This window comes from Nocardioides albertanoniae (assembly GCF_006716315.1).
Taxonomy (GTDB): Bacteria; Actinomycetota; Actinomycetes; order Propionibacteriales; family Nocardioidaceae; genus Nocardioides; species Nocardioides albertanoniae.
In genome coordinates, this window is record NZ_VFOV01000001.1 from 1,894,542 (window position 1) to 1,907,306 (window position 12,765).

At 69.7% G+C, this 12,765-nt stretch carries 11 protein-coding genes; 6 read left to right on the forward strand and 5 right to left on the reverse strand.

All coding sequences use genetic code 11. From position 1 onward, the window contains the following. Positions 1-21 precede the first annotated feature (21 nt). From FB381_RS09070 to FB381_RS09080, 3 genes are all read left to right on the forward strand, one after another. Complete coding sequence (locus FB381_RS09070) at positions 22-1,359, forward strand: glutamine synthetase family protein (protein WP_141779987.1); 1,338 nt, start codon at positions 22-24, stop codon at positions 1,357-1,359. Between the two features lie 184 nt (positions 1,360-1,543). Further along, positions 1,544-2,281: a type 1 glutamine amidotransferase gene (locus tag FB381_RS09075; RefSeq protein WP_141779988.1), complete on the forward strand. Its 738-nt coding sequence runs from the start codon at positions 1,544-1,546 to the stop codon at positions 2,279-2,281. 114 nt (positions 2,282-2,395) lie between these two features. Then, positions 2,396-5,362, forward strand: a complete 2,967-nt coding sequence (locus tag FB381_RS09080; protein WP_141779989.1) for a bifunctional [glutamine synthetase] adenylyltransferase/[glutamine synthetase]-adenylyl-L-tyrosine phosphorylase — start codon at positions 2,396-2,398, stop codon at positions 5,360-5,362. A gap of 28 nt (positions 5,363-5,390) precedes the next feature. Here the strand turns inward: FB381_RS09080 and FB381_RS24455 are convergent, their stop codons facing one another. Then, positions 5,391-6,665, reverse strand: a complete 1,275-nt coding sequence (locus FB381_RS24455; protein ID WP_141779990.1) for an MHYT domain-containing protein — start codon at positions 6,663-6,665, stop codon at positions 5,391-5,393. A gap of 183 nt (positions 6,666-6,848) precedes the next feature. Between FB381_RS24455 and FB381_RS09090 the strand changes: the two genes are divergently transcribed. Further along, positions 6,849-7,544 (forward strand): spermidine synthase, encoded by a 696-nt coding sequence (locus FB381_RS09090; protein WP_141779991.1) that lies wholly within the window; start codon positions 6,849-6,851, stop codon positions 7,542-7,544. Positions 7,545-7,554: 10 nt separating this feature from the next. Next, on the forward strand, positions 7,555-8,037 hold the full coding sequence (locus tag FB381_RS09095) for a YbaK/EbsC family protein (RefSeq protein WP_141779992.1): 483 nt from the start codon (positions 7,555-7,557) through the stop codon (positions 8,035-8,037). 82 nt (positions 8,038-8,119) lie between these two features. On the opposite strand, the gene FB381_RS09100 is transcribed toward FB381_RS09095, so the two are convergent. Then, positions 8,120-8,323 (reverse strand): cold-shock protein, encoded by a 204-nt coding sequence (locus FB381_RS09100; RefSeq protein ID WP_008357755.1) that lies wholly within the window; start codon positions 8,321-8,323, stop codon positions 8,120-8,122. A 288-nt stretch (positions 8,324-8,611) separates the two neighbouring features. Between FB381_RS09100 and FB381_RS09105 the strand changes: the two genes are divergently transcribed. Next, positions 8,612-10,294, forward strand: coding sequence for a glycoside hydrolase family 13 protein (locus tag FB381_RS09105; RefSeq protein ID WP_211352559.1), 1,683 nt, complete (start codon positions 8,612-8,614; stop codon positions 10,292-10,294). Between the two features lie 24 nt (positions 10,295-10,318). On the opposite strand, the gene FB381_RS09110 is transcribed toward FB381_RS09105, so the two are convergent. The 3 genes from FB381_RS09110 to FB381_RS09120 form a co-directional block, all read right to left on the reverse strand. Next, positions 10,319-10,726 (reverse strand): DUF1707 SHOCT-like domain-containing protein, encoded by a 408-nt coding sequence (locus FB381_RS09110; RefSeq protein ID WP_141779994.1) that lies wholly within the window; start codon positions 10,724-10,726, stop codon positions 10,319-10,321. 116 nt (positions 10,727-10,842) lie between these two features. Continuing rightward, positions 10,843-11,763 carry an AEC family transporter gene (locus FB381_RS09115; RefSeq protein WP_141779995.1) on the reverse strand — a complete coding sequence of 307 codons (921 nt, stop codon included), beginning with the start codon at positions 11,761-11,763 and terminating at the stop codon, positions 10,843-10,845. 73 nt (positions 11,764-11,836) lie between these two features. Continuing rightward, on the reverse strand, positions 11,837-12,550 hold the full coding sequence (locus tag FB381_RS09120; RefSeq protein ID WP_170225110.1) for an SGNH/GDSL hydrolase family protein: 714 nt from the start codon (positions 12,548-12,550) through the stop codon (positions 11,837-11,839). Positions 12,551-12,765 lie beyond the last annotated feature (215 nt).

The window sequence follows — 12,765 nt, forward strand, 5'->3', positions numbered from 1 at the left end:
AGGACCGTTAGGGTTCGCAGCATGGGCAAGCAACAGGACTTCGTGCTCCGTGCACTCGAAGAGCGAGACGTACGCTTCGTGCGGCTGTGGTTCACCGACGTGCTGGGCTCGTTGAAGTCGGTCGCGGTGGCTCCGGCCGAGCTCGAGAGCGCCTTCGCCGAGGGCATCGGATTCGACGGCAGTGCGATCGAGGGGTTCGCCCGGGTGACCGAGGCCGACATGCTGGCGCTGCCCGATCCGAGCACCTTCCAGATCCTGCCGTGGCGTACGGACGGCCCCTCGACGGGCCGGATGTTCTGCGACATCGTCATGCCCGACGGGTCGCCGTCCTACGCCGATCCGCGCTACGTGCTCAAGCGCACGCTGTCGAACGCGGCCGAGAAGGGCTTCACCTTCTACACCCACCCCGAGATCGAGTTCTACCTGTTCAAGGACAAGCCGGTCGGCGGCGACGAGCCGATCCCGGTCGACTCCAGCGGCTACTTCGACCACACCGCCCAGTCGATGGGCGCCGACTTCCGGCGCGAGGCGATCACGATGCTGGAGGCCATGGGCATCTCGGTCGAATACAGCCACCACGAGGGCGGACCGGGCCAGAACGAGATCGACCTGCGCTACGCCGACGCGCTGAGCACGGCCGACAACATCATGACCTTCCGCACGGTCGTCCGTGAGGTGGCGCTGAGCCAGGACATCTGGGCGAGCTTCATGCCCAAGCCGTTCACCGACCACCCGGGGTCGGGCATGCACACCCACGTGAGCCTGTTCGAGGGCGACGCCAACGCCTTCTACGAGCCGGGCGCCGAATACCAGCTCTCCAAGACCGGCCGCAGCTTCATAGGCGGCGTGCTGCGCCACTCCGGCGAGATCACCGCGGTCACCAACCAGTGGGTCAACTCCTACAAGCGCCTGATCGGCGGGGGAGAGGCGCCGGCCCACGTCGCCTGGGGCCACAACAACCGCTCGGCGCTGGTGCGGGTGCCGATGTACAAGCCGCTCAAGGGGCAGTCGACCCGCGTCGAGGTCAGGACCCTGGACGCCGCCTGCAACCCCTACCTGGCCTTCGCCGTGATCCTGGCCGCGGGCATGAAGGGCATCGAGGAGGGCTACGACCTGCCTCGCGAGGCCGAGGACGACGTCTGGGCGCTGACCGAGCGTGAGCGCAAGAGCCTCGGCATCGACCCGCTTCCGGAGAACCTCGACGAGGCGATCGGGATGGCCGAGGACTCCGAGCTGCTCGCCGAGACCCTCGGCGAGCACGTCTTCGACTTCTTCCTGCGCAACAAGCGCGCCGAGTGGGCGGCCTACCGCGAGCAGGTCACTCCCTACGAGCGCTCCAAGATGCTTCCGGTGATCTGAGGGCGCCCAGCCGGGTGCCGGCTGGGCGCCAGCTCGCCGCCAAGTGGTTGTCAGGGCAACTCCAGCCCGATTCCACACTTCCGATCCGCTGCTGCCACACTGGATCGAACGGGAGAGTGGGAGTGATGTCGTGAGTCATCCCCGAGTGCTAGTCATTCAGCACGAGGAGACAAATCCGCCGGCGATGTTCGGACACTGGCTGGCAGAGGCCGGCATGTGCGTCGACGTGTTCAGGGCCTACGCCGAACCGATCCCACCCCTGTCGTCGCTCGATATCTCCTACTCGGGGCTGTTGGTCATGGGCGGCTCGATGGATGCCGACTCCGACCGCGAGCACCCGTGGCTCGAGGTCACCCGCGACCGCATCGCGGCTGCTGCCGAGGCAGGCATCCCGACTCTCGGTATCTGCTTGGGCCACCAGCTGGCGGCCATGGCCCTCGGAGGCACGGTCGAGCGCAGCCCGTTCGGTCTGACCGTCGACGTACGCCAGGTCACCTGGGAGCCCGAGGTGCTCTTCGACCCGCTGATGCGTCTGCTCGCGGGCGACGACAGGGCGATGCACTGGCACCAGGACGTCGTGGGTGAGCTGCCCGAGGGTGCGGTGCGGTTGGCCACCTCGATCGACGGTCAGGTGCAGGCGGCTCGGTTCGCGCCCACCGTCTGGGGCGTGCAGTTCCACCCCGAGGTGGACGCCGAGGCGGTGGCGCTCTGGGCCGGCAAGTCCGGCGAAGAGCTCTCACGCATCGGGCGCACCGCCGAAGACGTGATCGCCTCGGCCACCTTCGCGGAGAAGGAGCTGATCAAGACGTGGCAGCCGCTGGCCTTCGGGTTCGCCCGCCTGGTCCGTGAGCGCAGCGCGGCGGTAGCCCCTGGTGGGGGCCCCGGAGGCTTCTCCCCGACGCGGAGATCCTGGAGCGCCTGAGCCGGCGTTTCGACATTTCTCCGCTCCCCTCGAACGAGCGGGAGGGGCCAACGACCATAATGGCCCTATGGCGTCGACCCCGTGTTCAGTCCGTTGCGCGACGGAGCCGCAGGTATGACGAGCAAAGGCGAGCTGCTACGGCTGGGCTTCAACGACCCTGAGTCGGCCTTCGGCACGGTCGAGGGGCTCGGGTCCGGGATCGACGAGCTGTTGGCGATCCTGGGGCAGGCCGCCGACCCCGATGCCGCCCTCGACGGGCTGGCGATGCTGACCGAGTCCGAGGGCGACGGCTTCCTCGACGAGCTCGCCGGCGACGAGGGCACCGCGATGCGGCTGGTCTCCGTGCTGGGCGCCTCACCTGCGTTGACCGACCATCTCGCCCGCCATCCCGAGCACTGGCGCGAGCTGGCCGATCCGACCCTCGGCACGACCAGGCCTGCGGCGTACCTCTTCCGGGCCTCGCTGCTGCGGGCCGTCGGCGCCGAGCCGGCCGACGAGAATCCGGTCGCCACGCTCGCCGACGCCGAGGCGGTCGACGCGCTGCGGGTCGAATACCGTCGCTGGCTGCTTCGGCTGGCTGCTCGCGACCTCGCTCACGAGATGCCGGTCGACGACGTCGCCGCGGAGCTCTCCGACCTGGCCTGCTCGACCCTCGACGCCGCGCTCTCGGTGGCCCGTGCGCGAGTGGGGGAGGAGGCCGCCGCCGTCCGGTTCGCGGTGATCGCGATGGGCAAGTGCGGCGGGCACGAGCTCAACTACGTCTCCGACGTCGACGTCATCTTCGTGCACGAGGCCGCCGACGGTGTCGATGACGACGTCGCGCTCCGGGTCGCCGCCCAGCTGGGCAGCCACCTGATGCAGGTCTGCTCCGACCACACCGGCGAGGGCTCGATCTGGCCGGTCGACGCGGCGCTGCGCCCCGAGGGCAAGGCCGGCGCGCTCTCGCGCACGATCACGGGGCACGTCGGCTACTACGAGCGCTGGGCGAGCACCTGGGAGTTCCAGGCGCTGCTCAAGGCGCGGGCAGCCGCCGGAGATATCGAGCTGGGCCAGGCCTACGTCGCCGCGGTCAACCCGTTCGTGTGGAAGGCCGCCGAGCGCGAAGGGTTCGTCGGCGACACCCAGGCGATGAGGCGCCGGGTCATCGCCCACATCCCCTCCCGCAACGCCAACCGCGAGCTCAAGCTCGGCGCCGGGGGACTGCGAGACGTCGAGTTCGCCGTGCAGCTGCTGCAGCTGGTGCACGGTCGAGCCGACACCGGGATCCGTGAGCCCACAACGCTCTCGGCCCTGGCGGCGCTGACCAGGTCGGGCTACGTCGGGCGCGAGGACGGCGAGGCCATGCACGAGGCGTACGCGTTCCTGCGGCGCATGGAGCATCGCCTCCAGCTCTACCGGCTCCAGCGCACCCACGTCGTGCCCGACGACGAGGAGTCGCTGCGTTGGCTGGCGCGGGCCCTCGGCTACCTGCGCGACCCGGTGGCGCGGCTGCAGAAGGAGTGGTCGCACCAGCGCATCGAGGTGCGGCGCCTCCACGAGAAGCTCTTCTACCGACCGTTGCTCGACGCCGTCGCCCGGATCCCGTCCGGGCAGGTCCACCTGTCGACGAAGGCAGCCGAGGAGCGGCTGACCGCACTCGGCTACGCCGACCCCAAGGCCGCGCTGCGGCACCTCGAGGCGCTCACCAAGGGCGTCTCCCGGCGTGCCGCGCTCCAGCGCGCGCTGCTGCCGGTGATGCTGGAGTGGCTCTCGGAGGGCGCCGACCCTGATGCCGGGCTCTTCGGCTTCCGCCGGATCTCCGACGCGCTGGGGGCCACGCCCTGGTATCTGCGCTCCCTGCGCGACGAGGGTCTGGTCGCGCAGCACTTCGCCGCGATCCTGTCGACCTCGCGCTACACCACCGCGCTGCTCGAGCGTGAGCCCGAGGCGCTGCGCCTGCTGGGCCACGACCTGGCGCCGCTCTCCGCGGAGGCGCTGACCGACGAGATGGTCGCGCGTGCCGCCCGGCGGCGCACGACGACCACGGCCGAGGAGGCCGTACGCCACGTGCGCGCCATCCGGCGGCGCGAGCTGTTCCGCATCTCGGCCGCCGAGCTCGTCGGGGAGACGGGGATCGACACCATCGGCGCCGCGCTGTCCCGGCTGACCGACGCCACCCTCGAGGCGACGCTGCGCACGGTCATCGCCGACGAGCTGGCTCGCCGCGAGATGGCCGAGCCGCCCACCCGGATCGCGATCATCGCGATGGGCCGCTACGGCGGTTTCGAGCTCTCCTACGCCTCCGACGCCGACGTGCTCTTCGTGCACCGGCCGGTCGACGGGGCCGACCCCGACACCGCCACCCAGTTCGCGCTCAAGGTCATCTCCGACCTGCGCCGGCTCCTCGCGCTGCCGGGTGCCGACCCGCCCCTCGAGCTCGACGCCAACCTCCGCCCGGAGGGACGGCAGGGTGCGCTGGTGCGCACCCTGCCCGCCTACGCCTCCTACTACGCGAAGTGGTCGGGCATCTGGGAGGCGCAGGCGCTGCTGCGCGCCGACGCGGTCGTCGGTGACCCGCAGGTGCGCGAGGAGTTCATCAAGATGATCGATCCACTGCGCTACCCCGAGGGCGGGCTCACCGAGGACGAGATCGTCGAGGTGCGCCGCATCAAGGGGCGCGTCGACCACGAGCGCCTCCCGCGCGGCGCGGACCCCAACACTCACCTCAAGCTCGGCCGCGGTGGTCTCGCCGACATCGAGTGGACCGCCCAGCTGCTGCAGATGAGGTTTGCCCACGAGGTCCCGGGGCTGCGCACGACGCGCACGCTCGAGGCCCTCGAAGCCGCCCGAGAGGCCTCGCTGATCGAGGCCGACGACGCCGAGACCCTCATCGACGCGTGGCGGATGGTCAGCCGGGTCCGCAACGCGGTCACCCTGGTGCGCGGCCGGCCGTCCGACTCGCTCCCGGCGGGGCCGCTCGAGCAGCACGCGGTCGGCTCGATCCTCGGCTATCCGGCCGGGTCGACCGACGAGCTCGTCAACGACTACCTGCGGATGACGCGCCTCGCCCACGGCGTGGTCGAGCGGGTCTTCTGGGAGTGAGGGCTGACCTCTCGACGGGCGCGGGAGGCTACAGGTTGTTGTTGCGGGGCGGCAGCCATCCCGGCGTACGCTGCGGGCGCGGCTGACCCTGGGCGGGCGGCTGGCCGGCGTTGTTGTCGAGCTCTCCGTCTTGGGGGTTGAACCGATCCGCCCGCCGCGCGGGGAAGCTGTTGGAGGCGCCCTGCGCGTAGGGCCGTGGGGTCCAGCGGCCGTTCTGGGGGCGGAGCTGCGTCGGGCGCTGTGCGGGTCGCTGGCCCTGCTGCTCGGCCGGGTTCTGGGCCGGGTTCTGCGCTGGGTTCTGGGCCGGGTCCTGGCCACCGTTGCGGCCCTGGTGGTAGCGGGCCGCCGGGCGCTGGCCGAACATCTGGCCGATGCCCCTGGGGGCCACCTGAGCGGCCCGTGGGTCGTCGGGGGCGGGCGGCTGACGCACGGGCAGCGGCTCCAGGGCCCGTGAGGAGGCGCCGCGGCCCTGGTCCAGCCCGTAGTGGGATCCGGAGGTGGTCGCGAGGTGGCCGGCGTCGGGCTCCCCTGACCTCGCGGCGTTCTCGGGGGGCCAGGCCGTGTTGAGGTCGTCGTCGATGCCGGCGAACATTGTGCCGAAGGCGATCACGATCAGCATGCCGGCGGAGATCGCGAAGATCGGCATCGCCAGGTAGACCGGGTCGGTGCCGTTCGCGTGGGCGAACGTGTCCTTGTCGGTGCTGTGGATCTCGAGCGCGAGCATCCCGGTGTAGTGCATGACGCAGACACCGATACCCATGATGATCGCGGCGCCGATGCGCATCAGCCGTGTGGTGACGGTGAAGGCGAAGAAGAGCGCGAGCGCCGATGCGGCCAGGGCGATGAGCACGGAGGTGACCACGACGAGCGGCTTCCAGACCATCTCGCCGCCCATCTTCATCGCATACATCCCGGTGTAGTGCATCGCGCAGACCCCGGCGCCGGTCACCAGACCGCCCACGACATAGCCGGGGGTGCCTCGCAGGGCCGTCGCGATCAGCAGCCCGACGATCGCGGCGACGATGGCCACGGCGAGCGAGATGAGCGTGGTGCCGATGTCGAGCGCGTAGGCCACATGACTGTCGAAGGCGAGCATGCCGATGAAGTGCATCGACCAGATGGCACCGCCGCCGATCGAGGCGGCCGCGCCGAGGAGCCACAGCCACGACGTGCTGCCTGTGCGTCGACGCGCACGGTTCGCACAGGTCAGTCCGACCCACGAACCGAGAACCGAGATGATGAACGACATCCCGACCAGGGGCTGGCTGAACGCCCCGATCGTGACTTCCTCGATGTTGGTCACGCTGCTGAACTCCCTCTCGTTCCTCGCCGACGTGGGGGATGGGCGAGGTAGGACAGGAACACCTCGGAGGCCCTCTGCGAATATCCGAGACGTACCCGTGTCTGTCTGATCATGCGGTTGTTGCGTGGGTCACAATAGGTGAACAAGTGCCTCCAACACGCGCCGGGGTATGCTTTTTCCGGTATGCGGGAAGATCTTTACGTCCTCGAGTTGGACGAGATGCAACAGTCCGCCGTCGATCTCGAGGACCCGACTCATCTCTTTTTCGATTACACGCGACGCATCGGCGACATCATCGACCGACTTCCGGACGGACCGCTGCGAGTGGTGCACGTCGGCGGCGCTGCGATGACCTTACCGCGTTATGTCCATGCGACCCGACCGCGCTCGTCGCAGATCGTGCTCGAGCCCTCCACCGAGCTCGTCGAGCGAGTGCGGGCCGAGGCGCCGTTGCCGCCGCGCAGCGGCATCAAGGTCCGTCCCGTCGACGGTTTGAACGGCATGCGCAGCGTACGCGACGGATTCGCCGACCTCGTCATCCTCGACGCCTTCGACCGCGCCCGCACCCCGACCGAGCTCACCTCGGCGGCATTCGTCGAGGACGTACGCCGCGCGCTGTCGCCGGGCGGGGTCTTCGTCGCCAACCTCGTCGACCGGGCGCCTTTCACCAGGGTGCGTGACTTCGTCGCCGCGGCGCGCGACCTCGGCTCGATGGCCATCGGCGTGGAGCCGGCGACCGCCAAGGGCCGCCGCTCCGGCAACCTGGTGATCGCCTGCGGCACCCTGCCGCCCGCTCCGTTCGGCACCCCGCCACCGATGGAGTACCGCACGTTCAGCGGCCGCGCGGTCGCCGACTCCTTCGGTGGCGGCAGGCCGTAACCTCTACAGCATGTCGATCGAGATCGCCCGTGCCCACCTGGACCGATTCGGACGGGGAGGCGACATCATCGAGTCGGAGGAGTCCGCGGCGACCGTCGATCTCGCCGCGGCCGCGCTCGGCGTCACGCCGGCGGAGATCGCCAAGACGATCAGCCTCTACGCCGCGGACCGGACCTCCGCGATCCTCGTCGTCGCGGCCGGCGACGCGAAGATCGCCAACCCGAAGTTCAAGGCCCACTTCGGCGTCAAGGCGCGGATGCTCGCCGCCGAGGACGTCGAGCCGATGACGGCTCACGCCATCGGCGGCGTCTGCCCCTTCGGCAACCCGTCGTCGGCCGAGGTCTGGCTCGACGCCTCGCTCAAGCGCTTCGACACGGTCTACCCCGCAGCGGGCGGCGCCAACACCACCATCGCGCTTACCCTGGGCGACCTGGAGACGATCAGCGAGGCACGGGGATGGGTCGATGTCACCAAGCTTCCGGAAGTCGGCTGAGAACGGTTGTAAAAGAGGGACGGCCCCGCCCTGCCGAAGCAGGAGCGGGGCCGCCTTGCTGAGTTGTCAGCGAAAGCCAGAGTCAGACCGGACGGACGTTCTCGGCCTGCGGGCCCTTCGGGCCCTGGGTGACGTCGAACTCGACGCGCTGGTTCTCATCGAGGGTCTTGTAGCCCTGGGTCTGGATCGCGGAGAAGTGCACGAAGACGTCGTCGCCACCGTTGTCCTGGGCGATGAAGCCGAAGCCCTTGTCGCCGTTGAACCACTTCACGGTTCCCTGAGTCATGAATCTAATCCTTGTGTAAACAGGGCGACTCCGTGCCGCCCTTTGGGCGTTGAATCCACGAGTCCTGATTTCTGCTTCTGCGGAAGACCAAGTGCTGCACGAACGGTCACCGAGAGCAACCGCGAAGCGCGTGTACGCCTCATCCAACGTCGATAAGCCTACATGCCATAGCGCCACTTCGGGCATCCCCGTTTTTTCGGCGATTCACCCGTGGAAGATCGCTTCCTCTCGTGCTCGGATTGGCACACGTCACGTTGTCCGGAAGCCGCACGATCGCGGACGATGGTGATGATCAACGAGGAGAGTGAGAAAGACGTGGACCAGCCGTGGTGGCGTGAAGCAGTTGCCTATCAGATCTACCCGCGATCGTTCGCGGACTCGAACGGCGACGGGATCGGCGACCTGCCCGGGATCACCGACCGGCTCGACTATCTGGCCGAGCTCGGTGTCGACGCGATCTGGATCTGCCCGTTCTACACCTCTCCGCAGAACGATCACGGCTATGACGTCGCCGACTACTGCGACGTCGACCCGATCTTCGGCACCCTTGCCGACGCCGACCGGCTGATCGACCGTGCTCACGAGCTCGGTCTGAAGGTGATCGTCGACCTGGTGCCCAACCACACCTCCTCGGCCCACCCCTGGTTCACCGAGGCGCTCGCCGAGGCAGAGGTCGAGGCGAAGCAGACGGGAGCCGGGCCCGGCACGACGGCTCGCGACCGCTACATCTTCCGCGACGGCCGTGGCGAGGCGGGGGAGGAGCCGCCGACCAACTGGCGCTCGGTCTTCGGTGGTCCCGCATGGACTCGCATCGCGAGCGGCCAGTGGTATCTGCACCTCTTCGACGACGACCAGCCCGACCTCAACTGGCACAACCCCGAGGTCGTCGCCGAGTTCACGAAGATCCTGACCTTCTGGCTCGAGCAGGGCGTGGACGGCTTCCGGGTCGACATCGCCCACGGCCTTTTCAAGGAGCTCCGCGACCAGGTCGTGCCCGAGGGGCTCGCGCTGACCTCTGACGCCGCGGTGATGTATCAGCGCGGCGTCACCGACGCACCGATGTGGGACAACCCGGGCGTCCACGAGATCTACCGCGAGTGGCGCACGCTGATCGACTCCTTCGACGGTGACCGGATGATGGTCGCCGAGGCCTGGACCCCTGGCCCTGCCGAGCTGCGTCGCTACGTACGCACCGACGAGTTCAACCAGGCGTTCAACTTCTCCTGGCTGCAGGCGCCCTGGTCGGCCGAGGCGTTCACCGAGGTCATCGAGTCGACGCTGAAGGCGCTCGGTCCGTCGCGCGCGGCGCCGACCTGGGTGCTCTCCAACCACGACGTCGCGCGTCATCGTTCGCGCTACGGCGACGGGCTGCAGGCGCTGCACCGGGCGCGCGCGGCGACGCTGACGATGCTCGCGCTACCGGGGTCGGCCTACCTCTACCAGGGGGAGGAGCTCGGCCTTCCGCAGGTCTACCTGCCGCCGGAGTACCAGGAGGACCCGTGGTCGGAGACTGGTGAGGGCGGTCGTGACGGGTGCCGGGTGCCGCTGCCGTGGAGCGGGTTCGAGCCGCCCTTCGGGTTCAGCGACGTTCCGGACGAGGAGTTGCCGATGCAGCCGTGGCTCCCGCAGCCCGCGGAGTGGGTCGACATGACCGTGGCGGCTCAGACCGGCGTGAAGGACTCCACCTTGGAGTTCTACCGAGCGGCTCTCGCCGCACGCCGGATCCATGCCCTCGGTGGCGCGGAGGACGTCGAGATCCTCGACTCGCCGGAGGGGGTCGTCGCGTTCCGGCGGCGCGGCGCGAGCAGCGGCACCTCGGGTGATGACGAGCAGGGCGACCTGGTCGTCGTGCTCAACTGCGGGATGGAGCCCACGCCGCTGCCCGAGGGCGAGATCGTGATGTACAGCGGCGAGCCGATCGTGGGCGACCTGCCCACCGACTCCGCGGTCTGGATCCGCGCGGCCGACTGACTCACGCGGCGGGCCGCCAGCACGTCATCCGGCGTGCTGGCAGCGCCCGTGGTGTCCGTGATGCCCGTGGTGTCGGCGGTGGGACTTGTGGAACATCAGCGCCCCGCCTCCGACGATGGCGAAGATCCACCACGGCACGCCCATCGCGATCAGCCCGAAGGTCACCAGCAGCAGGCAGGCCACCAGCGGGAATGCGCGCGGGCGGCGTCGCTCCGGTCGGCGCACGGCCTGGGGCGGCTGCGGCGCGCTCCGGGGAAGGTCGGCGAAGAGCGTGTCGAGGTCGGCGCGCACGCGCGCGGACCAGATCGCGTCCAGGCGCTCGTAGTAGTCGTCGTCGGTGAGCCGGCCGGTCGAGTAGTGCTCGGCAAGCCGCGCCGACGCCTCCTCCCGCTCGGCCTCGCTCACCCGCAGGTTGTCGAGGTTGTTGCTCATGTCGTCTCCCCGTGTGAAGTCATCGATTATCGGCGTACTGTCCCGATATATCGCGAGGGTACGCCGACGGACGTGCGGTCGCAAGGGACTTTCGTCCGCCCCGGGGTTGCCGCGGGTCAGGTCAGCAGCACGACGACCAGCATGACCGCCGGCACCGTGACCAGCGTGCTGACGAAGATGACGTCGCGAGCCAGCAGCTCGGCGCGCTGGTAGCGCTGCGCGACGACGAACACGTTCTGTGCCGTCGGCAGCGCCGAGAGCACGGTCACGGCCAGCAGCGCCTCGGCGTCCAGGCCGAGCACGAACCGCCCGATGACGTACGCCGCGACCGGCTGCACGACCTGCTTGGTCGCGACCACGGTGGCGAGATCGAGCGCCGGCACGCCGCGACCGGGCAGGGGGCCGAGGCGCAGCGCGACGCCGTAGGCGATCAGCATCGAGGGCACCGCCATCCCGCCCACCAGCTCGAGCGGGGCTGCGACCGGGCCGGGCAGGTGGAGGCCGGTGACCGAGAGCAGCACGCCGATCAGGGAAGCGACGGTGATCGGGTTGGTCAGCGGCCGCCGGACGACCGTCCAGAACGAGAGCCGGGTCGTGCTCGCGTCGGCGTCGAGCAGTACCAGCGCCAGTGGCTGGAGCACGAGCATCTGCAGCAGGAGCGTCGGTGCGACCAGCACCGGGTCGCCGAGGACGTACGCCGCGATGGGCAGCCCGAGGTTGCCGGCGTTGGCGTAGCAGCCGCACAGCGTCGCGACGACGGTGGCGCCCAGCCCGCGGCGACGCAGCGTCTCGACGGTGACCACGAGCGTGCCCGCGACCAGCACGCCGCCGGCGACGGCGACCAGGTTGCCGGAGAACACCGAGCCGAGGTCACTGTCCTGCATCATCGTGATCAGCAGCGCCGGGCTCGCGACGTAGAACGCGAGCGTCGAAAGCGTGCGCTGACCGCGCTCGTCGAGCACCCGCAGCTGGGCGAGCAGCACGCCGAGCGCGATGATGATGCCGATCGTCGCGAAGCCGGTGAAGACCCCTGCCACGGTCAGTGCGTGGGAGATGGGGTCGGCATGCCCGAGATCCTACGGTGGCCCGAGCCCTGGGCCTCCGCCCGGCTCACAGGTCGAGGTGGTCGGTGATCGCGCGGGCCCAGCGCTCGTAGCCGGCAGGCGAGGCGTGGAACCCGTCGGCTGCGAAGAAGGAGGGCTCGGCCGGGCCGAGCTCGGCCGAGCTGACCCACTGCACCGACGTACGCCCCGCGCAGACCAGCCGCGCCGCGGTGTCGAGGGCGGCGCCGCGCTCGGCGAGGTAGCGCCGCAGCGTGCGGGGCAACGAGGGGAAGGCGTCGAACTCCGGGATGCCCGGGACGACGGTGTGGGCGGCGTGCTGCTGGAGCGCCTCGACGATTGCGGTGAGATCGGTGGCCCAAGCCGTTGTCGAGCGACGGGCGAGGATGTCGTTGACCCCGACGAGCAGCACCGCGAGATCCCACTCGCCGCGCACCTCGGTGAGGATGCCGTGCCTGATCTTCTCGCTGGTCGCGCCGTACTTTCCCATCGCCCGCCACTGCACCGGGCGTGCGGTCCTGGCCGCGATCGCGCGCGCCATGGACCCGGCGAAGGCGAGATCGTGGGTGGGCGCGCCGCGTCCCGATGCGGAGGAGTCGCCGATCACCAGCAGCCGCATCGTCTCGGGTCGGTTCTCGGTCGCGCCGGCCGCCGGGCCCGGGACGAAGCCGTTGGTCGGCCCCTCCGGTCGGGGCTCCTTGCCGATGGTGCGGTGGACGTAGGCGGCCTGAGCGGCGACCAGCGGGAGCAGCAGTGGATTCATCGGCTTCTCCCTGTGCATTCGTCGTGACGTACGTGCTCTTGTCTCGTTCTACATCGAATGCTGCGGGCGGTCATCGGGGTCGGCTGAACGATGGGCGAATGTCCATCGAAGGTTCGACACAAACGTGCATCACTCAGGTCAACGTTGAGGTACAAGACCGGGGAGCCCAGGTCACGTGACGCGGATCACTGCTCGGCGGCCCTAGCATCACGCCC

Excerpts from the sequence above, each read along its gene's own strand:
- FB381_RS09070 (WP_141779987.1), top strand. The coding sequence starts at position 22 with ATGGGCAAGCAACAGGACTTCGTGCTCCGTGCACTCGAAGAGCGAGAC.
- FB381_RS09075 (WP_141779988.1), top strand. The coding sequence starts at position 1,544 with ATGTTCGGACACTGGCTGGCAGAGGCCGGCATGTGCGTCGACGTGTTC.
- FB381_RS09080 (WP_141779989.1), top strand. The coding sequence starts at position 2,396 with ATGACGAGCAAAGGCGAGCTGCTACGGCTGGGCTTCAACGACCCTGAG.
- FB381_RS09090 (WP_141779991.1), top strand. The coding sequence starts at position 6,849 with ATGCGGGAAGATCTTTACGTCCTCGAGTTGGACGAGATGCAACAGTCC.
- FB381_RS09095 (WP_141779992.1), top strand. The coding sequence starts at position 7,555 with ATGTCGATCGAGATCGCCCGTGCCCACCTGGACCGATTCGGACGGGGA.
- FB381_RS09100 (WP_008357755.1), bottom strand. The coding sequence starts at position 8,323 with ATGACTCAGGGAACCGTGAAGTGGTTCAACGGCGACAAGGGCTTCGGC.
- FB381_RS09105 (WP_211352559.1), top strand. The coding sequence starts at position 8,612 with ATGATCAACGAGGAGAGTGAGAAAGACGTGGACCAGCCGTGGTGGCGT.
- FB381_RS09110 (WP_141779994.1), bottom strand. The coding sequence starts at position 10,726 with ATGAGCAACAACCTCGACAACCTGCGGGTGAGCGAGGCCGAGCGGGAG.
- FB381_RS09120 (WP_170225110.1), bottom strand. The coding sequence starts at position 12,550 with ATGAATCCACTGCTGCTCCCGCTGGTCGCCGCTCAGGCCGCCTACGTC.